The organism is Sphingomonas sp. UYAg733, from assembly GCF_054057355.1.
The window spans coordinates 25,553-47,509 of the sequence record NZ_JBSRZE010000008.1 but is presented as its reverse complement, the minus strand read 5'-3'; the positions used below and the strand labels follow the sequence as shown (position 1 = coordinate 47,509).

The 21,957-nt window shown below is 64.5% G+C and carries 28 protein-coding genes and 1 pseudogene; 15 read left to right on the top strand and 14 right to left on the bottom strand.

Annotated elements, in window-relative coordinates:
• The first annotated feature begins 91 nt into the window (after positions 1-91).
• The gene (locus tag ACVWZA_RS14330; protein WP_457311925.1) at positions 92-541 is read left to right on the top strand and encodes a MarR family winged helix-turn-helix transcriptional regulator; all 450 of its coding nucleotides are present in this window, start codon (positions 92-94) and stop codon (positions 539-541) included.
• Complete coding sequence (locus ACVWZA_RS14325; RefSeq protein ID WP_457311923.1) at positions 538-1,818, top strand: MFS transporter; 1,281 nt, start codon at positions 538-540, stop codon at positions 1,816-1,818. Before ACVWZA_RS14330 ends, ACVWZA_RS14325 begins: the two co-directional genes overlap by 4 nt.
• A 33-nt stretch (positions 1,819-1,851) precedes the next feature.
• Here the strand turns inward: ACVWZA_RS14325 and ACVWZA_RS14320 are convergent, their stop codons facing one another.
• From ACVWZA_RS14320 to hflK, 6 genes are all read right to left on the bottom strand, one after another.
• On the bottom strand, positions 1,852-3,078 hold the full coding sequence (locus tag ACVWZA_RS14320) for a M20 metallopeptidase family protein (protein ID WP_457311921.1): 1,227 nt from the start codon (positions 3,076-3,078) through the stop codon (positions 1,852-1,854).
• A 9-nt stretch (positions 3,079-3,087) separates the two neighbouring features.
• Positions 3,088-3,507, bottom strand: a complete 420-nt coding sequence (locus tag ACVWZA_RS14315) for a hypothetical protein (protein WP_457311919.1) — start codon at positions 3,505-3,507, stop codon at positions 3,088-3,090.
• Entirely contained in the window at positions 3,507-5,171 is a 1,665-nt protein-coding gene (locus ACVWZA_RS14310) for a helicase HerA-like domain-containing protein (RefSeq protein ID WP_457311917.1), read from the bottom strand. Before ACVWZA_RS14310 ends, ACVWZA_RS14315 begins: the two co-directional genes overlap by 1 nt.
• Before the next feature lie 113 nt (positions 5,172-5,284).
• Complete coding sequence (locus tag ACVWZA_RS14305) at positions 5,285-6,820, bottom strand: Do family serine endopeptidase (protein WP_457312043.1); 1,536 nt, start codon at positions 6,818-6,820, stop codon at positions 5,285-5,287.
• A 109-nt stretch (positions 6,821-6,929) separates the two neighbouring features.
• The gene (gene hflC / locus ACVWZA_RS14300; RefSeq protein WP_457311916.1) at positions 6,930-7,796 is read right to left on the bottom strand and encodes a protease modulator HflC; all 867 of its coding nucleotides are present in this window, start codon (positions 7,794-7,796) and stop codon (positions 6,930-6,932) included.
• On the bottom strand, positions 7,793-8,935 hold the full coding sequence (gene hflK / locus ACVWZA_RS14295; RefSeq protein ID WP_457311915.1) for a protease modulator HflK: 1,143 nt from the start codon (positions 8,933-8,935) through the stop codon (positions 7,793-7,795). The genes hflC and hflK overlap by 4 nt, the downstream gene beginning before the upstream one ends.
• A gap of 88 nt (positions 8,936-9,023) precedes the next feature.
• Here hflK and ACVWZA_RS14290 point away from each other — a divergent pair, with 88 nt between their 5' ends.
• The 5 genes from ACVWZA_RS14290 (at position 9,024) to ACVWZA_RS14270 (ending at position 11,690) form a co-directional block, all read left to right on the top strand.
• A complete protein-coding gene (locus ACVWZA_RS14290; RefSeq protein ID WP_457311914.1) occupies positions 9,024-9,950 on the top strand; it encodes an Mrp/NBP35 family ATP-binding protein in 927 nt (308 codons plus the stop codon).
• A gap of 1 nt (position 9,951) precedes the next feature.
• Entirely contained in the window at positions 9,952-10,380 is a 429-nt protein-coding gene (locus ACVWZA_RS14285; protein ID WP_457311913.1) for a CoA-binding protein, read from the top strand.
• Between the two features lie 79 nt (positions 10,381-10,459).
• Positions 10,460-10,807: a hypothetical protein gene (locus ACVWZA_RS14280; protein WP_457311912.1), complete on the top strand. Its 348-nt coding sequence runs from the start codon at positions 10,460-10,462 to the stop codon at positions 10,805-10,807.
• Positions 10,804-11,256 carry a hypothetical protein gene (locus ACVWZA_RS14275; protein ID WP_457311911.1) on the top strand — a complete coding sequence of 151 codons (453 nt, stop codon included), beginning with the start codon at positions 10,804-10,806 and terminating at the stop codon, positions 11,254-11,256. Before ACVWZA_RS14280 ends, ACVWZA_RS14275 begins: the two co-directional genes overlap by 4 nt.
• Positions 11,257-11,306: 50 nt before the next feature.
• Positions 11,307-11,690 carry a hypothetical protein gene (locus tag ACVWZA_RS14270; RefSeq protein ID WP_457311910.1) on the top strand — a complete coding sequence of 128 codons (384 nt, stop codon included), beginning with the start codon at positions 11,307-11,309 and terminating at the stop codon, positions 11,688-11,690.
• Positions 11,691-11,696: 6 nt separating this feature from the next.
• On the opposite strand, the gene ACVWZA_RS14265 is transcribed toward ACVWZA_RS14270, so the two are convergent.
• The 3 genes from ACVWZA_RS14265 to ACVWZA_RS14255 all read right to left on the bottom strand — a co-directional run bounded on the left by ACVWZA_RS14265 (position 11,697) and on the right by ACVWZA_RS14255 (position 14,814).
• Positions 11,697-13,004 (bottom strand): homoserine dehydrogenase, encoded by a 1,308-nt coding sequence (locus ACVWZA_RS14265; protein WP_457311909.1) that lies wholly within the window; start codon positions 13,002-13,004, stop codon positions 11,697-11,699.
• A 71-nt stretch (positions 13,005-13,075) separates the two neighbouring features.
• Complete coding sequence (locus ACVWZA_RS14260) at positions 13,076-14,029, bottom strand: isopenicillin N synthase family dioxygenase (protein ID WP_457311908.1); 954 nt, start codon at positions 14,027-14,029, stop codon at positions 13,076-13,078.
• Positions 14,030-14,103: 74 nt separating this feature from the next.
• A complete protein-coding gene (locus ACVWZA_RS14255) occupies positions 14,104-14,814 on the bottom strand; it encodes a glutathione S-transferase family protein (RefSeq protein WP_457311907.1) in 711 nt (236 codons plus the stop codon).
• A gap of 105 nt (positions 14,815-14,919) precedes the next feature.
• On the opposite strand from ACVWZA_RS14255, the gene ACVWZA_RS14250 reads away from it, so the two are divergent.
• Positions 14,920-15,288, top strand: a complete 369-nt coding sequence (locus ACVWZA_RS14250) for a winged helix-turn-helix transcriptional regulator (RefSeq protein ID WP_457311906.1) — start codon at positions 14,920-14,922, stop codon at positions 15,286-15,288.
• On the opposite strand, the gene ACVWZA_RS14245 is transcribed toward ACVWZA_RS14250, so the two are convergent.
• Together ACVWZA_RS14245 and ACVWZA_RS14240 are read right to left on the bottom strand one after the other, a co-directional pair.
• A complete protein-coding gene (locus tag ACVWZA_RS14245; protein WP_457311905.1) occupies positions 15,255-15,764 on the bottom strand; it encodes a hypothetical protein in 510 nt (169 codons plus the stop codon). The genes ACVWZA_RS14250 and ACVWZA_RS14245 overlap by 34 nt on opposite strands.
• 67 nt (positions 15,765-15,831) lie before the next feature.
• Complete coding sequence (locus ACVWZA_RS14240; protein ID WP_457311904.1) at positions 15,832-16,185, bottom strand: DUF3597 domain-containing protein; 354 nt, start codon at positions 16,183-16,185, stop codon at positions 15,832-15,834.
• A 134-nt stretch (positions 16,186-16,319) separates the two neighbouring features.
• Here ACVWZA_RS14240 and ACVWZA_RS14235 point away from each other — a divergent pair, with 134 nt between their 5' ends.
• From ACVWZA_RS14235 to ACVWZA_RS14210, 6 genes and pseudogenes are all read left to right on the top strand, one after another.
• Positions 16,320-17,546, top strand: a complete 1,227-nt coding sequence (locus ACVWZA_RS14235) for a multidrug effflux MFS transporter (protein WP_457311903.1) — start codon at positions 16,320-16,322, stop codon at positions 17,544-17,546.
• Positions 17,547-17,649: 103 nt separating this feature from the next.
• Positions 17,650-17,985, top strand: coding sequence for a DNA primase (locus tag ACVWZA_RS14230; RefSeq protein ID WP_457311902.1), 336 nt, complete (start codon positions 17,650-17,652; stop codon positions 17,983-17,985).
• An 86-nt stretch (positions 17,986-18,071) separates the two neighbouring features.
• Positions 18,072-18,668 (top strand): YdeI/OmpD-associated family protein, encoded by a 597-nt coding sequence (locus ACVWZA_RS14225; RefSeq protein WP_457311901.1) that lies wholly within the window; start codon positions 18,072-18,074, stop codon positions 18,666-18,668.
• 62 nt (positions 18,669-18,730) lie between these two features.
• Complete coding sequence (locus tag ACVWZA_RS14220) at positions 18,731-19,171, top strand: ExbD/TolR family protein (RefSeq protein ID WP_457311900.1); 441 nt, start codon at positions 18,731-18,733, stop codon at positions 19,169-19,171.
• 86 nt (positions 19,172-19,257) lie between these two features.
• The gene (locus ACVWZA_RS14215) at positions 19,258-19,935 is read left to right on the top strand and encodes a hypothetical protein (RefSeq protein WP_457311899.1); all 678 of its coding nucleotides are present in this window, start codon (positions 19,258-19,260) and stop codon (positions 19,933-19,935) included.
• 33 nt (positions 19,936-19,968) lie between these two features.
• A pseudogene (locus ACVWZA_RS14210) lies at positions 19,969-20,115 on the top strand (DMT family protein); the annotation flags it as partial.
• On the opposite strand, the gene ACVWZA_RS14205 reads toward ACVWZA_RS14210, so the two are convergent.
• The 3 genes from ACVWZA_RS14205 to ACVWZA_RS14195 form a co-directional block, all read right to left on the bottom strand.
• Entirely contained in the window at positions 20,116-20,319 is a 204-nt protein-coding gene (locus ACVWZA_RS14205; RefSeq protein ID WP_457311898.1) for a hypothetical protein, read from the bottom strand. It abuts the pseudogene before it with no gap.
• Positions 20,320-20,383: 64 nt separating this feature from the next.
• Positions 20,384-20,620: a YjhX family toxin gene (locus tag ACVWZA_RS14200; protein WP_457311897.1), complete on the bottom strand. Its 237-nt coding sequence runs from the start codon at positions 20,618-20,620 to the stop codon at positions 20,384-20,386.
• A gap of 184 nt (positions 20,621-20,804) precedes the next feature.
• Positions 20,805-20,939: a hypothetical protein gene (locus ACVWZA_RS14195; protein WP_457311896.1), complete on the bottom strand. Its 135-nt coding sequence runs from the start codon at positions 20,937-20,939 to the stop codon at positions 20,805-20,807.
• Between the two features lie 127 nt (positions 20,940-21,066).
• Here ACVWZA_RS14195 and ACVWZA_RS14190 point away from each other — a divergent pair, with 127 nt between their 5' ends.
• Positions 21,067-21,774, top strand: a complete 708-nt coding sequence (locus ACVWZA_RS14190) for a Crp/Fnr family transcriptional regulator (protein ID WP_457311895.1) — start codon at positions 21,067-21,069, stop codon at positions 21,772-21,774.
• Positions 21,775-21,957: the final 183 nt, after the last annotated feature.

Sequence of the window (21,957 nt, the reverse complement as noted above, 5' to 3'; positions counted from 1 at the left end):
CGAACAGTGCCACGACCGCGACAAGGGGCAATCACAAATCGGCCGAACGTCGATCCTGGCCATTGACCGTATCACGTGATGTAGATACATCATGTATATGCATCATGAAGATCCGATCGCCGACGCGGCCTGTGCCTGCACCACCTTGCGCAAGGCCGCGCGCGCCCTGTCGGGCGTCTATGACGCCGCGCTGGCCGATACCGGCATGACTATCGCGCAATTCTCCGTGCTGCGGCATATCGCGCGTGGCGGCGTTGTCCCGCTCAGCCGGCTCGCCGAACAGCTCGTGATGGACCGCACCTCGCTCTACCGCGCGCTGACGCCGCTCGAACGGCAGGGCTGGGTGTCGGTCGCCGCCGCGCCCGAAGGCCGGACCCGGATCGCGTCGCTGACCGATACCGGCCGCGCGGCGATGGCCGAAGCGACCGTGCCATGGGAGGCGGCGCAGCAGCGCATCGTCGGCGCGTTCGGCGTGGAGGACTGGCGCGCGCTGGAAACGATGCTGCGCACCGTGACCGCGATCGCCGGAGACCTCCGGTGACGACACTCCGCCTGCCGCTGCTCCGACTGCCTGTACGCAGCTACGCCTATGTCGTCGTCGCGGTGACCTTCTTCGCGCTGCTCATCTCGGCGGGCCTGCGTTCCGCCCCCGGCGTGCTGATGGTCCCGCTCGAGGTCAATTTCGGCTGGGACCGCGCGACCATATCCTTCTCGGCGGCGGTCGGCCTGCTGCTCTACGGCCTGGTCGGCCCGTTCGCCGCCGCGCTGATGGTGTCGTTCGGCATCCGGCGAACCATGCTCGCCGGGCTTGCCTTGATGTCAGCCTCGACCTTTGCCAGCCTGTGGATGACCCTGCCCTGGCATTATGTGCTCAGCTGGGGCGTCCTGTCCGGTGTCGGCAGCGGTGCGGTCGCCTCGGTGCTCGGCGCGGCGGTGGTCAATCGCTGGTTCGCGACGCGCCAGGGCCTGGTGATGGGCCTGCTCAGCGCAAGCACCGCGACCGGCGCGCTGATCTTCCTGCCGCTGCTCGCCTGGCTCGCGCGTGAGGGTGCGTGGCGGCCGGTGGTGATGGCGGTGAGCATCGCCTGCCTCGTGCTGATCCCGCTGGTCGCCTGGATCGTGCCCGAACGCCCCGGCGATGTCGGCACGCGCCGCTTCGGCGAAACCGACGAAAGCGAACCACCCCCGGCGTTGAAACAGGCAGCCTCGCCGATGCTCGCCTTTGCGGCGCTGTTCCGGGCGGCAAAACAGCCGGTATTCTGGCTGTTGTTCGGTACCTTCTTCGTGTGCGGCCTGACCACCAATGGGCTGGTCGGCACCCACATGATCGCGTTTTGCGGCGATCACGGCATCGCGCCGATCGCGGCGGCCGGCCTGTTGTCGATGATGGGGCTGTTCGACCTGATCGGCACCACCGCCTCGGGCTGGCTCACCGACCGCCACGATCCGCGCAAATTGCTGTTCGTCTATTACGGCCTGCGCGGCCTCTCGCTGCTGGCCTTGCCCTTTCTCGATTTCAGCCCGGCAAGCCTGACGATCTTCGCGATCTTCTTCGGCCTCGACTGGATCGCGACCGTGCCGCCGACGGTGAAGCTCGCCAACCTCTCTTTCGGCGAACGCGAGGCGCCGATCGTGTTCGGCTGGATCCTGGTCGGGCATCAGCTCGGTGCGGCAACCGCCGCGTTCGGCGCCGGCCTGATCCGCGAACAGACCGGCAGCTACACGATCGCCTTTGTGATCGCCGGCGCCTTCGCGCTCGTCGCCTCGGTTGCGATCATCGGCTGGAGCGGGACGCGAGCGCCAGTGGCCACTGCTTAAATCCTCCCTAGCGCAGCGAGGGAGGACTTCAGGTCAGTCGAAGCCGGCGTTCAGGAACCGCTCGGCCAGCGCGCAGTGCATCGCGACGCCCATCGCCATTGCGTCTTCGCGAATGACCATCTTCGTGTTGTGCAGCGGCGGATTGGTGCGCGCATCGCTGCCCTCGGCCGCGACGCCGCTGAACGCCATCGCGCCGGGCACATCGCGCAGCACATAGGCGAAATCTTCCGCGCCCATCATTGGCGCCGGCATCACCTGCCACGCCTGATCGCCGCCCAGCGACACCGCGCAGGACCGCATCAGCTCGGTCGCACGCGCGTCGTTCATCGTCACCGGATAGCCCGGATCGATCTGCGCGACGCCGGTCGCACCGTGCGCGGCTGCGATATTCTCGACGATGCGCACGAACCCCTCGCGCATCGTCTCGCGTGTCCGCTCCGAGAGGGTGCGCAGCGTGCCGAGCATCGTCGCTTCGCCCGGGATGATGTTGTGCGCGCTGCCGGCGTTGATCTTGGCGATGGTCAGCACCGCAGGGTCGCTGACCGGCACTTGCCGCGCCAGGAAAGTCTGCAGTGCGGTGACGATCTCGCATGCGACCGGGATCGGGTCGATGCATTCGTGCGGCATCGCCGCATGGCCGCCGCGCCCGGTGATCGTCGCGGTCAGCGTATCGGTGGAGGCTAGCAACGCACCGGAGCGGCTGACGATCGTGCCGGCCGGGATGTTGGGCGAGATATGCAGCGCGAACGCCGCCTCGGGCCGGGGATCGTCGAGCAGGCCATCCTCGATCATGAAGCGCGCGCCGTGATACCCCTCCTCGCCCGGCTGGAACATGAATATGATCGTGCCCGGCAGGCTCTCGCGCCGCGCGCACAGCGCTTTCGCCGCGCCGACCAGCATCGCGGTATGCGCATCATGGCCGCAGGCATGCATCGCGCCCGGCACCTTGCTGGCGAAGTCGAGCCCGGTCTCCTCCTGCATCGGCAGCGCGTCATGGTCGCCGCGCAACAACACGGTGCGGCCGTTGTTCCCCGCCCCGCTTTCGGCGCCGCCGCGCAGGATCGCGACGAAGCCGGTGGTCGAGCTCCCCTCTCGAATCTCCAGCGGCAGACCGGCAAGTGCCGCCCTGATCTTGTCGGCGGTGCGCGGGCAATGCAGCCCGATTTCTGGATCAGCATGGATCGCGCGGCGCAGCTCGACCACATCCGCCAGTTCGGCCTCGCCGATCGCGCTCCAGTCGGTGGCAAGTTCGTCAAGCATGGCGCAATCCTATTCGCAGGTCATATTTTCATCATCGACGGCGACGAATTGGCCCAGCGCGATCGCCTTGATCGGATAGGGCCAGGATTCGATCGACATCTTGCCACCCGTCATCAGCGTGCAGACGCTGGTCGGTTCCATTTTGCCGCCGTCCAGCAGCATCACTGCTTTGTATCGCATGAACTTGTCGGCATTGCTGGTCACGACCAGCATCGTGCCCTTGTCACCGTAGGTCAGGTCGACGCGGATTTCGCCCCGCGCCGGCTTCTGCCCGGCCAATGGATTGGCCGTCACGACCGTCACGCTGCCGTCCGCTTCGGGTTTGATGATCGCCGACTGGCCGGGTTTGATCACCACGACAGGCTCGCTCGCAGCGGCAGCGACCGATTGCACCGCGATCAACGCGGCAAGCAGGAACCCCCTGATCATTACCGTCCTTTGAACAAGCCGCCGAGCACGCCGCGCACCAGCCCGCCCAGCACACTGGCGCCGGCACCGCGCGAGCTGCCGAACACCGCTTTCGACACCTCGTTCGCGACCGATCGCCCGACCGCCGAGGATGCACTGCGCGTCGCCGAGGTCATCGCGCGATTCCATGGCGAATTGGCCGCTTCGCGCTCGGCCTGTTTCCGCGCCTGTGCCGCCAGCCGCGTCTGGCGATCGGCTTCGCGCTGGTCGGCGAGGCGCTGGCGCTCGCTCTCGCGGGCGAGCCGCGCGTCTTCCTTGGCCCGCAGCGCATCGGCCTTGGCCGCATCGGTATCGGCTTTGGCCTCGGCGGCGGCGGCGCTCGCCTCGGTGGCCTTGGCGGCGAGCAGTTCCTCGGCGGATTCGCGATCGACCAGCGTATCGTATTTGGTGCCGATTGGATCGGTCTGGATCAGCACGCCGCGTTCGACCGGCGTGACCGGCCCGACGCGCGAGCAGGGCGGCTTGATCAATGTGCGCTCGACCGGCGAGGGCGAGCCGTCGGGCAGCAACAGCGAGACCAAAGCCTCACCAACCTTCAACTCGGTGATCGCGGTCGCGACATCCACCCCCGGATTGGCGCGGAAGGTCGTCGCCGCCGATTTGACTGCGGCCTGATCGCGCGGGGTGAAGGCGCGCAACGCATGCTGAACGCGATTGCCGAGCTGGCCCGCAACGGTGTCGGGAATATCGATCGGATTCTGCGTGATGAAATACACGCCCACGCCCTTCGACCGGATCAGCCGCACCACCTGTTCGATCTTCTCGAGCAACGCCTTGGGCGCGGCGTCGAACAGCAGATGCGCTTCGTCGAAGAAGAACACCAGCTTGGGTTTGTCCGGGTCGCCGACCTCGGGAAGATGCTCGAACAGCTCGCTCATCAGCCATAACAGAAAGGTCGAATAGAGTTTCGGGCTCGCCATCAATTTGTCGGCGGCGAGGATGTTGACGATCCCCCTGCCCTTGTCGTCCAGCCCGATGAAATCGTCCATGTCGAGCGCTGGCTCGCCGAAGAAATGCTCAGCCCCCTGGCTGCGCAGCTGGAGCAGGGAGCGCTGGATCGTGCCGACGCTCTGCTTCGAGACATTGCCATAGGTGATGGTCAACTCATCGGCACGCTCGGCGCAATGCGCCAGCATCGATTGCAGGTCGTCGAGGTCGAGCAGCAACAGCCCATCCTTGTCGGCAACGTGGAAGGCGATGGTCAGCACGCCTTCCTGCACTTCGTTCAGATCCATCAACCGCGACAGCAGCAACGGACCCATCTCACTGATCGTGGTACGGATCGGATGGCCCTGCTCACCATACAGGTCCCAGAACTGCACCGGATTATCGGCATAGGCCCAGTCGGTGTAACCGATCTCCTTCGCGCGCGCGGCGAAGATTTCGTGAGTCTTGGTCATCGGCGATCCGGCCATCGCCAGGCCCGACAGGTCACCCTTCACGTCGGCAACGAAGCACGGCACGCCGCGCTGCGAGAAACCCTCGATAATGCCCTGCAGCGTGACGGTCTTGCCGGTGCCGGTCGCGCCCGCAATCAGCCCGTGGCGATTGGCTCGCTTCAATTCGAGCTGCTGGGGGTGTTCGCCGCCAGGGCCGCTACCGACAAAGATGGATCCGTCCGTCATGATCGCTCCTCGACTTAAGGCCGCGACTATTGCGCGTTTGCCGGCAAGGGGGAAGACGGGATGTCCTCCCCGGGGGTTGCCCGAGGAGGAATTTAACCCAAGTCAGTTCTGGGTCAGTTCTTGATCTTCACCGGAATGAAATTGGTCTGGCGAGCACGCGTCACCAGCAACAGCACTTGCGTGCGGCCGGCCGTAGATGCCTGCGCGACCTGCGCCGCCAGCTCGGCTGAGGTACGCACCGGCACATTGTTGACCGATTGGATCACGTCGCCGCGCTTGAGCTTCTGGCCCGCATCGCTGGCCGGGCTGGCCGACGCGATGACGACGCCCTGGACCGTCGCATCGACGCCGATCGACCGCGCGATCTGCGGCGTCAGCGGCACGACGTTGAGGCCGAGCGGGGCAGCGGTCGGCGCCTGCACGCCAGGGCCGTCATTCTCATCGGGAAGGCCGTCATCGCCGCCACCAGCGATCGCCGCAAGCTGGTCTTCGGTCGGCCGGTTGGCGGTGGTGATCGACAGGCTCATCGGCTTGCCCTGACGGATCACGTCGAGCTTTGCGGCCGCGCCGGGCGCGACATTTGCGATCAGGTAGGACAAGGTCTGATCGGGCGTCACCGCCTTTTCATTGACGCGCACGACCACGTCGCCGGCCTTGAGCCCGCCCTTGGCGGCGGGGCCATCGGCCTCGACCCGGGCGATCAGCTCGCCCTGATTCTTCGGCAGGCCGAGTGCCGCACCGACATTCTCGTCGACCGGACCGCCGATACCGACGCCGATATAACCGCGCTTGATCGAGCCGCCCTTCATCAGCGTGTTGATCACCGGCTGAGCCTCTTCGGCCGGAATCGCGAAGCCGATACCGACATTGCCGCCGGTTTCGGACAGGATCTGCGAATTGATGCCGATCACGTTCCCCTGAAGGTCGAACATCGGGCCACCCGAATTGCCACGATTGATCGCCGCATCGGTCTGGATAAAGCGATCATAGGCGCCGCCCGACCCGGTCACGCGGTGCAGTGCGGAGACGATGCCGGCGGTCACGGTCGAACCGAGGCCGAACGGATTACCGATCGCCACGACCCAGTCGCCGACGCGCGCCTTGGTCGAATCGCCGAACTTCACGAACTGGAGATTCTTGCCTTCGATCTTGAGCACCGCGAGATCTGATGCAGGATCGCGACCGATCAGCTTGGCGACATATTCCTTACGGTCGGGCATGATCACCTTGATCGATTCCACCGTTGCGCCTTTGGCACCCGGCGCGATCACATGGTTGTTGGTGACGACATAGCCGTCGGGCGAAATGACGAAGCCCGAACCGAGCGACTGCGCCTCGCGCGTGATCGGCGCGCCACCCTGGCCCTGGCCGAACTGCTGGCCGAACAGCTCGCCGAGCGGCGTGCCTTCGAACGGGTTGCCGGCGGCCTGTTGCGTGATCTTCTGCGTCGTCGAGATATTGACGACGGCGGGCTGGAGCCGCGCGACCATATCGGCAAAGCTCATCGGCGCGCCGGGTTTGGGCACGGTCGCTTCGATCGCGCCGGGTTCGTTTTGGGCGGTCTGCGCGGACGCGGACGGCTGGAACATCATGGTTGCGGCGGTGCCGCTCAGGAGCAGGGCACCAGTAATGGCGTAAGCATAACGCACTTGGGTCATTTCCTCTCGATTGCCGGACGGCAAGAACAGGTTTCTGCCGCGCACTTGCTGAACGGCGATTGAATATGAACGCAATGAAAGTTTGTCGGAAAGCCTCGCATCAACGACCGCGGCCCTGGAATTCCTTCAAATATGCATTGTTCGGCGACAGGATCAACGACGTCGCGCCACGTGGTCTGTTGTCGTTGAGCACCCCGAACGTGAAACGGTAGGACTGCATTGCACGGTAGAATTCGTAGAAGTCCGCATCCTTGTTGAACGCCGCAGCATAGATTTTGGCTGCATTGGCATCCGCCTCGGCGCGAATGATCTGCGCGGTCTGCTGACCTTTCGCGGAGATCGTCGCGACTTCCTGCTGACGCGCGGTCTTCATGCGGTCGAGCGCGCTCTGCAGCGGGGTGCCGTCGGGCAGGTCGGCGCGCTTGATCCGCACATCGACGATCTGCACGCCATATTGCGTCGCCTGACGCTGCAGCCCGGCCTGGATATTATCCATCACCTGGCCACGTTCCGGACTGAGCAGGGCGGCAAACGGCCGCTTGCCAAGCTCATTACGCAACGCCGACCCGAGCAGCGGACCGAGCTGATCGGTGACGCGCTCCTCGCTGCCGGCGGTGACCACCATGCGCAGCGGGTCGACCACGCGGAAACGCGCATAGGCATCGACCGAAAGACGGAGCTGATCGGTCGACAGCACCTGGGTATTGTCGAGATCGACATCGAGCACCCGCTTGTCGACCCACACCAAGCGATCCATGAACGGCACGCGGAAGACGAGGCCGGCGCCAGTGCGGCCAAAGGGCTGATTCGGCTGCCAGCGATTGACCGTGCGGATCGGGTTTTCGAAGCGCAGAATCACCGCCTGCTTGGTTTCAGGCACGATCGCCACGGTACTCGCCGCGAGAATCACGAGGACAAGCGCAAGGAAGCCGAGCACGATTGGATTGCGGAACATGGCGGCGGTCATTGGCTGGCTCCCGGTGCGGGCGCGGCCTGGGCGGCGGGCGCCGTCGGCTGCACTTCGGGCACGCGGCGTGCGCCACCTGGAATAGGCAGATAAGGCACGACACCGGGCGCCTCGATGATCGTCTTGTCGCTCTTGGCCAGCACATTCTCCATCGTCTCGTAATACATACGGCGGCGCGTCACTTCGGGCGCGAGCCGATACTGCTCATAAACCTTGTCGAATGAGGTCGCCTCACCCTGCGCCTGAGCCAGGATCTGCTGAGCATAGCCGCGCGCCTGATTGATATTGCCCTGCGCCGCCTGTTGCGCGGCCGACACCGCCTTGAAATCCTCGGACACGGCAGCAGGCGCCTGCGCCTGCTTGATCGCGACGCCCTGAATGCGGATGCCGGAATTATAATCGTTGAGCACCGACTGGATCAGTTCCTGCACCCGACCTTCGATCGAGCCGCGACCGGCACCGATCGCTTCCTCCAGCGTGGTCGTCGCCATCACCGCGCGCATCGCGCTTTCGGCGGTGGCACGCACGGTCGCTTGCGGATCCTTGATCTGGAAACTGAAATCCTGCGGGTTCGACACGTCCCAGCGCACCGAATAGGCAAGATCGATGATGTTCTGGTCCCCGGTCAGGACGAGATTTTCGCCGCCCGATCCTTCGGGAAAATCCTCCAGCCTGATCTTCTGGACATCGACCTTTCTCACCGATGCGATCGGCGCGGGAAGCGTGGCGCGAATGCCCGGCTCAATCGTGCCGGCATAACGTCCGAACCAGGTGACGACGCCGCGTTGCTGCGGGCCGATCTGATGGAAACTGGTCAAGACGATCCAGGCGACGACGATCAGGCCGACACCTAGGCCCCAGAGCCGCCCGGCATTGGCTCCACCCGGCATACGCGGACGACCGCCGCTGAATCCGCCGCCACCGCCGCCCTTGGCGCGCTTGAGAAATTCGTCGAGCGCGGTCGGCTTCGTACCGCGTGCGCCACCGGGCGGCACCGCCCAGGGATTGCGCGGACCGCTTTCGCCGTCGCCATTGTTCCCCCCATTGCCATTGTCACCACCCGAGCCGCCCCAGGGGCTTTTCGGTCGATCGGAATTGAGAATGGTGAAACGCTGCAGCCAGCCGGTCAGGATCGTCATAACGTCTTTATAGGTGTGTGAGCGCGGAAAAACAGTGGCAAGCGCTCTTTGTGTCCCTATCTGCCCGACAATGACACAAGATGTAACAATGCAGGCCGCCCTGCACTCGGTTGCGGGCGAGCGCGCGACCGCCCGGATCGAGGGCGATCGCGCCAGCATCATCCTCGATGTCACCGGCCTGGACAGGCCATCGGGCGATGAGCTCGAGCGGCGCGTGCGGACCACCGCCGAGCAGATCCCCGGGATCGCCACGGTGCGAATCGCCCAGACCGCCCAGCGCACCACACGTACCCTGATCGCGGTCGCCAGCGGCAAGGGCGGGGTCGGCAAATCGACCGTCTCTGCCAGTCTCGCGATCGGGCTGCACCGGCTCGGGCGCAAGGTCGGGCTGGTCGATGCCGATATCTACGGCCCGTCACAGCCCAAACTGATGGGCGTCGAAGGGTCGAAGCCCACTGCGCGCGATAAAGTGCTGCAGCCGGTGCCAACGCCGCACGGCGTGCCGATGCTCTCGATGGGCCAGCTGGTTGCGCCCGATCAGGCGATCGCGTGGCGCGGCCCGATGATCGCCGGTGCGCTGGGCCAGATGCTCGACGGCAATTGGGCGGCGCAGGATACGCTGGTGATCGACCTGCCGCCCGGCACCGGCGACGTGCAGCTGACCATGGTACAGAAATACCGCCCGACCGGCGCGGTGATCGTGTCCACCCCGCAGGACCTGGCGCTGATCGATGCGCGCCGCGCGATCGACCTGTTCGTCAAGGCGGGCGTGCCGATCATCGGGCTGGTCGAGAACATGGCCGGTTACGCCTGCCCATCATGCGGCGAGATTTCCGATCCGTTCGGGCGTGGCGGTGCCGAAGCGGCGGCCAGCGAGCTCGGCATCCCGTTTCTCGGCCGCATTCCGCTCGACATCGCGATCCGCATGGCTTCCGATGCGGGGAACGCCGGTGAAACGAACGCGTTTGCCGAGGTGAGCCAGCGCGTGTTCGACTGGATTCCCAAAGGAGGCTGATGTGCCGTTGACCAGTGACGAGGATATCAAGGCGCTACTCGAAGAGACGCGCACCATCGCGCTGGTCGGCGCGTCGGATCGGCCGAACCGCCCGTCTTATGGCGTCATGGCGATGCTGCAGGGCCATGGCTACCGCGTGATTCCAGTCAATCCGCAGATCACCGGCGAGCATATCCACGGCGAATTCGTGTTTCGCGAGCTGAACCAGCTCGGCGACCCGATCGACACGGTCGACATCTTCCGCAACTCGGCCGCCGCCGGCGAAGCGGTCGACCAGGCGATCGCGATCGGCGCGAAAGCGGTGTGGATGCAACTCGGCGTGATCAACGAGGAAGCGGCCGCGCGCGCCGAAGCGGCAGGGCTGAAGGTCGTGATGGATCGCTGTCCGGCGATCGAAATCCCCCGGCTTGGCGTCGCCAAACGCAATTGATCGCCCGGACGGCTTGCGTTTTCCTTGCGTTGGAATGGCGAGCGTGCATTCTGCCGGACGCTGACCGGAGGCGGAATTGATGCTGAGCGCGCTGCTGCTGTTGCTGGTTCAATCGGCGCCGGATACCGCGGCGGTCGAGCGATACCGCGACCTGACTGCGGTCGGCCCACGGTGCGTCGCATCGACCGACCCCGCCGAGATCCTGGTCTGCGACCGCCGACGCGCCGACAATTATCGCGTACCGCTGATCGAGCCGGAGGCCGGCGATCCGAAGAATGAAGGCGTGCCGGCCGAACGCGAGCGGTTGCTTGCCCGCACCAACAATTGCGCCGAGAAATCCTCCTTCCTGGTCGGCTGCGGCATGGCCGGCGTCTCAGTCGGGACGGACGGGGTCAAGCTCGGCGGCGAACGGCCGATCGCGCCATGATCCTGCTCGCGCTGCTGCTGCAATCGGCCCCGGCGGCCGATCCCCCTCCGGCACCGCAACGCTGGTCGATCCTCGTGCCGGTCGCCAACGAACCATGCCGTACCGCCGCCAAGGGCGACGATATCCTGATCTGTGCCGATCCCTTGCAGACGCAGCGCCTGCCATTGCGGGACGAGATCGTGCCGGATGGCCCGCGACCGTCCAATCCCAACCGAAGCGGCAGCGGCGCGCTGGCGGCGGATGCGGCACCCTGCGCCACGGCGATGGGCGGATGCGTGGTCGGGTTCGGGCCGCCAGTGATACCGATCGTCGAGGGACTGGTCGGGCTAGCCAAGGGTGCATTTGCCCGGCACCCGGACAAGTCGAAACGCATTGCCATCCCGCTCGACGATCCGGCCCCGCCGACACCCGTAAAAAACGATGCCGCGACGCAACCAAGCGGCGATTAAACGGTTAAGCGTTTGATCGGGCCGAATAATTGCCCGAACGGGGGATCGTGATGGTCATCGTGTCGCTTCTATTGCTCGCCGCCGCACCGGTTGCCGGTGAGCCGGTCAGGCCCTGGGCTGGGACGCAGGTCGTCAGGATTGTCGCCAAGAAGTCGAAAGCCACGTCGTGGCGTCGGGGCAGGCATGCCAGCATTCCGGTCGGCATTCCCAAACGCCTGAGCGTCAACGAATGCGCCGACAGCGCCAGGCCGGACTGCCGGGCACCGAAGCGGTCGCAGTATCGCCTGCAAGCCGGCGCGGCGATCGGCCCGGCATCCAAGGATCGCGCGGTCGCCATGGATGGCAGCGATTGCGAAGTGATCGGCCCAAAGGTCTGCCCGAGCCACGCACGGCCGGTGCTACGCGCCGAATACACGCCCGTCGGCGTAAAATAGCACGCCTCAGCTGAGGATGTGCATCCACATCGGCTGACCGACCAGGCTTTGCGAGCCGCGCAGTTTTTCCAGCGCCTGAGCCACGCTGCGCTCCGGGCCTTCATGCGTAACGATCGCGACGAGCACGCTGCCATCGGGCATCGCGCCGCGCTGGATCAGGCTTTCGATCGACACGCCCGCGTCGCGCATCGCCGCGGCGATCTCCGCCAGCACGCCAACCTTGTCGGTCACGGTGAAACGCACATAGGCACGGGCGCGACGGTCCCCGCTATCGGCGGCAGAATGCGACGCCAGCGAATCGGCCGGCATCGCAAAGGCCGGGCCGAATTCGCCGCGCGCAATGTCGATCAGGTCGGCGACCACTGCCGAAGCGGTCGGGCCATCTCCAGCGCCAGCGCCCTGGAACAACAAGCGGCCGACGAAATTCCCCTCCGCCACCACCGCATTGGTCGCGCCAGTGACGTGCGCGAGCGGATGGCTGACCGGCACGAGATGCGGATGGACGCGCTGGAAAAGCCCGTGCGGGCCATCCTCGGCAACCCCGAGCAGGCGGATGCGATAACCAAGCGCCGCTGCTTCGGCGATGTCGGCGGCGACGATGTTGCGGATGCCGCTCGCCGCCACATCGGCAAAGGCCGGCTGCGTGCCGAAGCAGATGCTCGACAGGATCGACAGCTTATGTGCCGCGTCCACGCCATCGATGTCGAAGGTCGGGTCGGATTCGGCGAAGCCCAATGCCTGTGCCTCGGCCAGTACCTCCGCGAAGTCGCGCCCTTCCGCCTCCATCTTGCTCAGGATGAAATTGCAGGTGCCGTTAAGGATGCCATAGACGCGCGCGATCTCGTTCGCCGCTGCGCCTTCACGCAGTCCCTTGATCACCGGGATGCCGCCGGCGACCGCCGCTTCGAACTTCAGCGCGGCACCGGCTTTTTCGGCGGCGCGGGCGAGTTCGAGGCCGTGATGCGCGATCATCGCCTTGTTCGCGGTAACCAAGCCCTTGCCCGCAGCCAGCGTCGAACGCGCCAGCGCGAGCGCCGGACCATCCGATCCGCCGATCAGTTCGACCACCACATCGGCATCGTCATGATGGGCGAGCGCGGTGGTGTCGTCGACCCAAGCGAAACGCGACAGATCGACGCCGCGATCCTTGGCGCGGTCGCGCGCGGAAATCGCGACGATCTCGATCGGCCGGCCGGCGCGCCGCGCGATCAGCGCACCATTCGCATCGATCAAGCGAATCACGCCGCCGCCGACAGTGCCGAGTCCGGCGAGCGCGATACGTAGTGGTTTGATCGTTCTGGGCGGTTTGGTCATTCTGGTCCCTCCGTCAGGGCGGCGTTAGCGGAGGGAGGGACGCCGGAACAAGCCCGGCGTGACGAATGGGGTTATTTCTTCACCAGACCGATCTCGACCAGCCGCTCGTGCAGATAATCATGCGCCGTGATCGGCCTCGGATAGCGATTGGGGTGATCGGCATCGATACAGCCCGGCAAGGTTTCGATCAGGAAATCGGGCGCCGGGTGGAGGAAGAAGGGCATCGAATAGCGCGACACGCCGCGCCGTTCCGGCGGTGGGTTGACGACGCGGTGCGTGGTCGAGGGCAGGACATGGTTGGTCAGCCGCTGCAGCATGTCGCCGACATTGACCACCATCGCACCTTCGGGCGGCCTGATCGCCAGCCACTTGCCGTCGCTGCCAAGCAGTTCGAGACCCGCCTCTTCGGCGCCGAGCAGCAGCGTAATCAGGTTGATATCCTCATGCGCGCCAGCGCGCACGCCTTCGGCATCAACCGGGATCGGCGGATAATGGAGCAGGCGCAACACGCTGTTGCCGTCGCCCACGGCATGGTCGAACCAGTTGGGCGCAAGGCCGAGATGCCGTGCGATCGCCGAAAGCAGCCGGTCGCCCGCGCGGTCGAATGCCTCGAACAGTTCGAGGAACACCGGCTTGAAACCGGTTGGCACGGTCGGCCAGATATTGGGTGACATCTGCGCGGCGAAGCGGTGCCCGGCGGGCAGTTCGCGACCGACATGCCAGAATTCCTTGAGATCGACCTGGCTCGCGCCCTTGGCGATCTCGGTCTTGAATGGCGTATAACCCCGCGCGCCACCGCCGCCCGGCGCGTGATAACCACGCTTTTCCGCCTCGGGCAGTTCGAACAACGTCTTCGTCTCGGCCCAGGCGCGATCGATCAGGTCGCGGGGGATGCCGTGATCCGACACGACCGCGAAGCCGAACCGCTCGAACGACCCGCCGAGCGCGGCGGCAAAGGCTTCAGGATCGCCGACTTCGTCGTTGAGCGACAAAGCGGGGACCTGGGCGGCGGGGGTATCGAGCATGGCTGTTCGTCCGTGATGGCGTTGTTCAAACCATTGATAACAAGCCCCGCGACGAACGAACAGCCTTGCTCCCGCTATGCCGCCGTGCCGAAGCGATCGATCACCTCGTCGAGCGGCACATGGCCGGCAAGCGCACCGTTGCCATCTGGCGTTTCGCCATTCTCGATCGCCTGCGCGAATCGCACCGCGGGAATCGCTTCGGTTCGGGCGCGCAATGCGGCGAGCCGGGGATAGGTCGATGCGTCGATCGCCTGATGGAACTCGGCCCAGCGCGCCACCCCGATCAGCACCAGATCCGCCAGGCTTGGTCGATCGCCGACCAGGAACGGCGTGTCGCCGATCGCCGCTTCCAGCTGGACATGCCGGCGCGCGACCGAGTCCCGGCCGAAGCGACGCAACGCCGCCTGGAAGTCCGGGTCCGGCTCGCTCATCTCCAGCGCCGCCCATAACGGGCCGAACGCGCCGGTGAAGCCGGTGTTCACGAAGCCGATCAGTTGGTGCATCCGGTCGGCCTCCGGCGTGCCGGCGGCGAAGCTGATACGATACTCCCGATCGCGCGCCTCGATCCAGGCCGTGATCGCCACGGTTTCGGTCAGCACGCGCCCGTCGTCGGTGATCAGGACCGGGGTTTCCTGACGCGGGTTGAGGCGCGCATAAGCATCGTTCTTCATGTCGGCGAGCATGTCGACGCGCGTGAGGCGATAGGGCTGGCCGAGCAGTTCGAACGCGGCGACGAGCCCCATCGAGCTCCCCAGCGGGAAGCCGTAAACGAGTATCGGTTCCATTTGATTTTCCTGATATGGAGGTGTGTCGCTGCGCAGCGAGGCTTGATCTAGGCGCTGATGCCCCCAAGTAAATTACGCACAATTTTGTAACCAGGCGGAGCGCCGATGAAACAGGTCGTCACCGGCTGCCCGATCGAGGGCGCGATGCAGGTATTGAGCGGCCGCTGGCCGACCCTGCTGCTTTATTATCTGAAGGAAGGCACCAAACGCTTCAGCGATTTGCGACGCGACAATCCCGCCGTGTCCCACCGCATCCTTACGCTGGAATTGCGCAAGCTGGAGGCGGCCGGAATCGTTCGGCGCACCGTGCATAAGGGCTATCCGCTGCACGTCGATTATTCATTGACCCAGACCGGATTGCGGCTGGTCCCACTGATCGACGCGATCGGCGACTGGTGGGCGACAGCCGGCGAGGGCCGGCCGCGAAAACATACAGCGGGTCAGCCGCCGATGGAGATCGTGCCCGCCGCATGATCCGCGCCAGAGGGTGAAAGTTCAAGCCGGAAAGGCTCGTTGTCGTCGGTCGTGCCGGTCAGTCCGGTGCCGTCGACCTTCACCTTGAATCCGGCATCCTTGTTGAGCCGCTGAAGGAACCAGTCCTGGACCGCCTCGGGCGATGCCGGGCTGTCAAAGCTAAAGCGGACCTTACCCGAGTCCTTACCTTCCTTGCCGCGATCGTGCGCATCGATATTCATGCTGGAAACGGTCGATCCGGGGAACAGCTTGACCCCGTTCAGATCGACATCGCTGGCGTCGAGCTTCATCTTGGGCAGCTTGAGCTTGCCCGAAAAGCCCGGGACATTGACCGTCAACTGACCCGATTTGTCCATGCCGGCGACAATATTGCCGTCGGCGCCGCTCGCGTTGAGCGTGATCGACGCGCCATCGCCGCTGTCGTTACAGGCGGCGAGCGGCATGGCGAGGACCAGGGCGGCGAAAAGACGAACCATGACGAGCCTCCAGTGTGTTATATTCAACCAACACACTACAGACGCGCCATGGTCCGGGTCAAGATTTTTAGCCGAGCAGTCGCGCCATGGTCTTTTCATGCAGCCAGATGTTCATCGAAGCGCTGTCGTTCTGGTCACCGGTATAGCCGAGTTCGGTGGCGAGCTTCTTGCGATTCTCAAGGCTCGAATCGAGACCTAGCGCCTTCATCAGATCGACGATCGACGTCTTGTAATTGAGCGTCTCGCCGCGGGCGGCGGCGCGGTCGGCGAGCACGCTTTCGATCGCTTCGCGCGACGGCGCGGGTTTTGGTGGGGGCGGAGGGGCGGCAGCGGCAGCGGGCGACGCAGGTGCCGCCGGTGCGGCAGGAGCCGGATCGTCATGTCCGAAAATCGCGTCCTTGATTGCGCCGAATACGCTCATGTCCGTCTCCTCGATGGTGGGCCATCAGGATATCCCCAATGGTAGCCTGCGACAATGGCTGGGACAGGCCCCCGGTTCCTTCAACCGGCACGAAGGGGGTGACCTTTTGTGCTGCATCTGCGAAGAGATCACGCATGGAAGCGACCCGAATCCGCCAGAAAGACACCCCGCCACTCGGTTTCCGCGAATTTGTCGGGCTGATTGCGGGGCTGATGGCGCTGACCGCGCTGGGCATCGATTCGATGCTGCCGGCGCTGCCTGCGATCGGCGCATCGCTCGGCATCGCGAGCGACAATGAACGCCAATATGTCATCACCGTATTCCTGATCGGTTTCGGTGTCGCGCAGCTCGTCCATGGTCCGCTGGCCGATCGTTATGGCCGCAAGCCGATTCTCGGCGCGGCGCTTGTGGCTTATGTCGTCGCCAATATGGTCGCGGCCTATTCAGGCAGCTTCATGCTGCTGCTTGTCGCACGCTTCATCGGTGGCACCGCGATCGCGGCGTCGCGCGTGGTGACGATCGCCCTAGTGCGCGATTGTTATTCGGGCCGGGCGATGGCGCGGGTAATGAGCCTTGCCTTCATCGTCTTCATGGCCGCCCCGGTGATCGCGCCGACTTTCGGCCAGGCGGTGTTGCTGGTCGGCAGCTGGCGGCTGATCTTCTGGGGCATTGCCGGCGTCAGCGCGGTGATCCTGGCCTGGTTCTGGTGGCGCATGCCGGAGACCATGCACGAAGCCGATCGGATGCCATTGTCGGCGGCGCGGCTGGCCGACGGGTTCCGGCTCGCGGTCACCGATCGTTGGTCGATCGGCTACACGCTCGCCTCGACCGCGCTGCTCGGCGGGCTGTACGGCTATATCAATTCGATCCAGCAGATCCTGTTCGATATCTTTCATCGGCCCGACCTGCTGGTGCCGGTGTTCGCGGCGACGGCGGGTACGATGGCGGTCGCCAATCTGCTCAATTCGAGCATCGTCATGCGCGTCGGTACGCGGCGCATCTCGCACACCGCGTTGACCGTGCTCATCATCCTTGCGGGCACCCATCTTGTGATCGCCTGGTCGGGATGGGAAACGCTGTGGAGCTTCGCCATCCTGCAGGCGCTGATGATGGGCTGTTTCGGCCTCGCCACCGCCAATTTCGGAGCGATGGCGATGGAGAATATGGGTCATATCGCCGGCACGGCGTCGAGCGTACAGGGCTTCATCACGGTTACCGCCGGTGCGCTGATCGGCGCGCTGATCGGGCAGAGTTTCGACGGAACGACGGTACCGCTTTATCTCGGTTTCTTCGTGGCCGGCGTGATCGCGCTGATCATCGTTGCGATCGTTGAACGCGGTCGCCTGTTTCGCCCCACCTGATCGCCGTTCGTTTCGCCGTGTTCTTCGCAGGGTGACGGAACTCTCGCCCCCGCCCCGCCGTTCGCGACTATAACCGGCATCGTGCCGGATGGGAGAGACAATCATGGGCGGCTATCAAGTGCCGGGCGAAGGTACCGGCGACGACGGTTTCGAGGAAGAAGGCTATGACGAGAGCCAGCGCGCGGAAATCCTCGAGGTCACGCGCGACGGGCCGACCGACGGCACGATCCTGACCGATCTCGCGCCCGATATCGGCGGTAAGGACGAGGATGAGGACGATCTCGACATGCTCAGCGACGAAGTCGGCGGCGACGATGACGAGGATGTCAGCGACGAAGACGATGATGACGAGGACGATGTGCAGGCCGATTTCGAAAGCGGCACGCTCGCCGATGACGACGAGCTGGACGATGCCGACGATGCTGCGCTGAAGCCCTGACGGGGAAGCGCTGCATGACAAGCGGGGACGCGGATTGACCGCGCCCGCCGCTACGGTCCAGCATGGCCACTCGACAGGAGTGCGCCATGCAGACCGACCCTCGTATCGACACCTATATCGACGCCAGCGCGCCCTTCGCGCGGCCGATCCTCGCCTGGTTGCGCGCCCGCATCCATGCGGCGCTGCCTGAGGTCGAGGAAACGATCAAATGGAGCATGCCGTTCTTTACCTATCGCGGCAAACCGCTCGCCAACATGGCCGCCTTCAAGGCGCATGCCGCGTTCGGATTCTGGAAGCGCAAAAGTTCGGCGACGGGGCATGAGGGAGAGGCGATGGGCCAGTTTGGCAAACTTGCCAGCCTGGCCGATCTGCCCGGACAGGATGCACTGGATGCGATGATCCGGGCTGCTGCCGCACTGATCGATATAGGCGAAGGTGGTCGGTCCCACGCGGAACGGCCGGCCAAGCCCGAGGCCTATGTGCCGCAAGAACTGGCCGAAGCGCTGGCGGGCGATGATGGCGCGGCCACCACGTTCAATGCCTTCCCGCCAAGCTGCCGCCGCGAATATTGCGAATGGATCGGCGAAGCGAAGCGCGCCGAAACCCGGTCAAAACGAGTCGCCGAAGCGATCGGCTGGCTGCGCGAAGGTAAGCGCCGCAACTGGAAATATGAAAGCTGCTAAGCTCTTGCGCGGGGATCAAAGTATGTTACGTTGTAACATCTTTTGTCTGACAGGAGGGTGCCATGGCTGCTCGTGCGATAAAATATGGTCCGGCTCGCAGTGAAAATACCGAGCCCTTTTCCGACCTCAACATCACACCGCTGATCGACGTCCTGCTAGTCCTGCTGGTGATGATGATCCTGACCATCCCGATCATGACGCACAAGGTGCCGATCGACCTGCCGCAGCCGCAGCCCGGCCCGGTCGAAACCATGGCCATCCACCGCATCGACCTCAATGCCAATGGCTCGCTGACCTGGGATGGCGCGCCGATCACCGACGCGGCGCTGCCCGCGCGGCTCGCCGGTTTCATGAAGGAGGACAATGCCCAGCTGCAAATCCGCGCCGCGGCCACCGCGCGCTATGAACGGTTCGACCAGACGCTGGCGATGATCAAACGCGCCGGCGTGACGCGGCTCGGCTTTGTCGGCAACGAACAATTCGCCAAATTCGGCGACCTTTAAAAACTCGACTTCCCCCGGTTCATGCGGAACCGGGGGTGATTAATCTGCGTTAAGACAGTCCTCACTTAAAGATTAAGAGGTCTGTCATGCGCTATCTGATTGCGCTTCCCTTACTGCTTGCCGGATGCGCACCGGATAGCGAAACGACCAACACAAATGTCGATATAAATGCGGCGGCAACGCAAGCGCAAAACAGTATTGACAGCTATGCCGCCAACACCGCCGATCCGGACGCGGCGCCCCTGCCAAGCTCCACGCCCGACCCCATGCCAACGCCGGTACCTTCGTCATTGCCGGCACCACTCAATCCACCGGCACCCGGCACGCCCGGCGGTCTGCCGGACGATCGTACTCCAGTATCGGAAGCGCCGTTCACGCCAGACAGCGCGCAGGGTGCAGCCAATGTCGTCCAGACCTATTACGCGCTGCTCGGCGAAGGGAAATATCGCCGCGCTTGGGCGCTATGGGACAATGGCGGCAAGGATTCGGGCATGAGTGCCGAAGCGTTCGCGGCGAGCTTCGACAAATATAGCGAATATCACGCCAATATCGGCGCGCCCGGCGAGATCGATGCTGGCGCCGGTCAACGTTACGTGACCGTGCCGGTGCAGATTTACGGCCGCCTGAAGGAAGGTGCGCGCCCGGTCTATATGATCGGCAGCGTCACACTTCACCGCACCGGCGACATCGACGGCGCGACGCCGGCACAAAAAAGCTGGCATATCCGCAGCAGCGATATCAAGCCGAGACCAAAGGCCGGGTAATTTTCACGCCATGCCGCAGGCTGGAGCGGCGGGCCGCTGAAAGTCACTCAGGAAGCGATTGCTTTGCTGGTATTTGGTATCTTCATGGTCACGATGCTGGGCGAACCGGTCGGATGGCGGCATCCAGGCGCTCTCGCTTGCCTGGTCGGCGCAGTCGCATTCCTGTTCGCGGGTAAATAGCTAGCCGCCAGAGCCGATCGCGTTGGCGAGTATCGCCAGGTCCCCGCTATTGACGACATCGCCCAACGCGTCTTCCGACGTGGCATTTCCCGCCTGAGGCGGTCGCGCGCCGGGGTCATATCCGGCCACATCGACCGCGGTCCATAATATACCACACGCCCAGAAGAGCGCGGCCCATCGGCTGCGGAAAAGGCGGCTGAACATCGCGCGACGTTAAACGAACGGCGTTAAGGACCCGCTCGCAGCGACGGTTAACGGGGCCGGACGTTCACCGATTGTCGAGCTGCGACTGCACCGCCGCAAGGCCGAGGCGCGTGATGCGATAGGGTTGGCCGCCCATGCTCGCGACTAACAATCTCATCGAACAATCGGCGAGGCGATGTCCCTCTCGCGTGAAGCAATCGGCCGCGATGATCCGCTTGCCCTCTTCATCCCAGCGATGAACCATAGGTCCACCCTGTGCCAGCGCGTGCAATACGCGCTGTTCGTATTTCGAGATATTCATTGGAAATTGTGACCCCGGAACTGCGGTTGGCCCGACGCAGCGATCCAACCCGCCCGGCTGTGGCCGGTCGGTCGGTTGAGGCTACGCACGATGCCGATCCACCGGGAGTGATCCCGGGCCGGCAATCAGCGGGCGACAATTTCCTTCGTGAATCGCTCCGGGTCTTACCCCGCGACTATAACCGTCAGGCCATTTTCGGGTCGACCGGCTTGCGCGTCTGGCTCCCCGCCTCCCGCGCAGCTTGGGCGATACGGTCGGCCGACTGTTGAGCGGCATCGGGGGTCAGCGATATCGCCAGGCCATCGGGACCGTCGAGCATAACTTCGCCTTGTTCAGCAGTAGCATTGGTCGGTATATCATGAGGAGATCTAGCCACCTGTTTTCTCCATTCTCTACAAGCTATTAACGTCATATGGCACGGCAGGTTCCGATGCCGGGAGGCAATGATGATTACGCGGCTGTTTCTGCAAACCCACCGCACGCCGATTCTTTCGGCGGAAGATGCCGCCGCGCTGGAGGCTGCAGCCGCCCGTACCCAGGAGTTCGCGGCCAAGCGCATCATCGTGCGCGAACAAACGCCGCTGACCCAATGTACCCTGTTGCTCAACGGCTTTGTCGAGCGGTTCAAGGATACGCCGGAGGGCCGCCGCCAGATTCTGGCCATCCATGTGCCGGGCGATTTCGTCGACCTGCACAGCTATCCACTCAAGCGGCTCGAACATTCGGTCGCGGCGCTCACCCCGGTCACGGTCGTGACCTTCCCGCATGACAAGGTCCGCGCGCTGACCGAGCAGTCCGCGACGCTGACCGAATTGCTGTGGCGCTCGACGCTGGTCGATGCGGCGATCAATCGCGAATGGATCGTCTCGATCGGCGCGCGCTCGGCCGCCGTGCGGCTCGCGCATCTGTTCTGCGAGATGTTCACCCGGCTCGACCGGATCGGCATGACGCGCGGCCTGGAGTTCGATTTTCCGGTGACGCAGATCGATCTGGCCGACGCGACCGGCCTGACCGCAGTGCATGCCAATCGCATGCTGCGCCAGTTGCGCGAGCGGCGGCTGGTGGAATTCCGCCAGGGCCTGGTGACGATCCTCGATTGGCCTGCGCTCAAGGATTTCGCTGAATTCGATACCGGCTATCTCTTTTTCGATTGAGCGGGATCGCCGCGAAAGCAGCACGGCAAGGGCGGTTCGGTCAAAAATCATCCCTGGCGGCCATGCTTCGCCGGTAGGATCCGGCATGTTCCGCCGATAAAAACCCTGTCGCTATGCGTCGAGATTGTGCCACGATGCCGGCATGACGCTGTGCCCCCTCGCTTCCCCGCCTCCGGCCATCGC

Bases quoted from the DNA above. Each gene is read 5' to 3' on its own strand.
- ACVWZA_RS14330 (WP_457311925.1), top strand. From the start codon at position 92: ATGTATATGCATCATGAAGATCCGATCGCCGACGCGGCCTGTGCCTGC.
- ACVWZA_RS14255 (WP_457311907.1), bottom strand. From the start codon at position 14,814: ATGGAACCGATACTCGTTTACGGCTTCCCGCTGGGGAGCTCGATGGGG.
- ACVWZA_RS14250 (WP_457311906.1), top strand. From the start codon at position 14,920: ATGAAACAGGTCGTCACCGGCTGCCCGATCGAGGGCGCGATGCAGGTA.
- ACVWZA_RS14195 (WP_457311896.1), bottom strand. From the start codon at position 20,939: ATGCTCGACGGTCCCGATGGCCTGGCGATATCGCTGACCCCCGATGCC.
- ACVWZA_RS14265 (WP_457311909.1), bottom strand. From the start codon at position 13,004: ATGACCAAACCGCCCAGAACGATCAAACCACTACGTATCGCGCTCGCC.
- ACVWZA_RS14235 (WP_457311903.1), top strand. From the start codon at position 16,320: ATGGAAGCGACCCGAATCCGCCAGAAAGACACCCCGCCACTCGGTTTC.
- ACVWZA_RS14240 (WP_457311904.1), bottom strand. From the start codon at position 16,185: ATGAGCGTATTCGGCGCAATCAAGGACGCGATTTTCGGACATGACGAT.
- ACVWZA_RS14190 (WP_457311895.1), top strand. From the start codon at position 21,067: ATGATTACGCGGCTGTTTCTGCAAACCCACCGCACGCCGATTCTTTCG.
- hflK (WP_457311915.1), bottom strand. From the start codon at position 8,935: ATGACGATCCTGACCGGCTGGCTGCAGCGTTTCACCATTCTCAATTCC.
- ACVWZA_RS14245 (WP_457311905.1), bottom strand. From the start codon at position 15,764: ATGGTTCGTCTTTTCGCCGCCCTGGTCCTCGCCATGCCGCTCGCCGCC.
- ACVWZA_RS14260 (WP_457311908.1), bottom strand. From the start codon at position 14,029: ATGCTCGATACCCCCGCCGCCCAGGTCCCCGCTTTGTCGCTCAACGAC.
- hflC (WP_457311916.1), bottom strand. From the start codon at position 7,796: ATGACCGCCGCCATGTTCCGCAATCCAATCGTGCTCGGCTTCCTTGCG.
- ACVWZA_RS14200 (WP_457311897.1), bottom strand. From the start codon at position 20,620: ATGAATATCTCGAAATACGAACAGCGCGTATTGCACGCGCTGGCACAG.
- ACVWZA_RS14290 (WP_457311914.1), top strand. From the start codon at position 9,024: ATGCAGGCCGCCCTGCACTCGGTTGCGGGCGAGCGCGCGACCGCCCGG.
- ACVWZA_RS14205 (WP_457311898.1), bottom strand. From the start codon at position 20,319: ATGTTCAGCCGCCTTTTCCGCAGCCGATGGGCCGCGCTCTTCTGGGCG.
- ACVWZA_RS14220 (WP_457311900.1), top strand. From the start codon at position 18,731: ATGGCTGCTCGTGCGATAAAATATGGTCCGGCTCGCAGTGAAAATACC.
- ACVWZA_RS14230 (WP_457311902.1), top strand. From the start codon at position 17,650: ATGGGCGGCTATCAAGTGCCGGGCGAAGGTACCGGCGACGACGGTTTC.
- ACVWZA_RS14225 (WP_457311901.1), top strand. From the start codon at position 18,072: ATGCAGACCGACCCTCGTATCGACACCTATATCGACGCCAGCGCGCCC.
- ACVWZA_RS14215 (WP_457311899.1), top strand. From the start codon at position 19,258: ATGCGCTATCTGATTGCGCTTCCCTTACTGCTTGCCGGATGCGCACCG.
- ACVWZA_RS14320 (WP_457311921.1), bottom strand. From the start codon at position 3,078: ATGCTTGACGAACTTGCCACCGACTGGAGCGCGATCGGCGAGGCCGAA.
- ACVWZA_RS14270 (WP_457311910.1), top strand. From the start codon at position 11,307: ATGGTCATCGTGTCGCTTCTATTGCTCGCCGCCGCACCGGTTGCCGGT.
- ACVWZA_RS14315 (WP_457311919.1), bottom strand. From the start codon at position 3,507: ATGATCAGGGGGTTCCTGCTTGCCGCGTTGATCGCGGTGCAATCGGTC.
- ACVWZA_RS14280 (WP_457311912.1), top strand. From the start codon at position 10,460: ATGCTGAGCGCGCTGCTGCTGTTGCTGGTTCAATCGGCGCCGGATACC.
- ACVWZA_RS14310 (WP_457311917.1), bottom strand. From the start codon at position 5,171: ATGACGGACGGATCCATCTTTGTCGGTAGCGGCCCTGGCGGCGAACAC.
- ACVWZA_RS14275 (WP_457311911.1), top strand. From the start codon at position 10,804: ATGATCCTGCTCGCGCTGCTGCTGCAATCGGCCCCGGCGGCCGATCCC.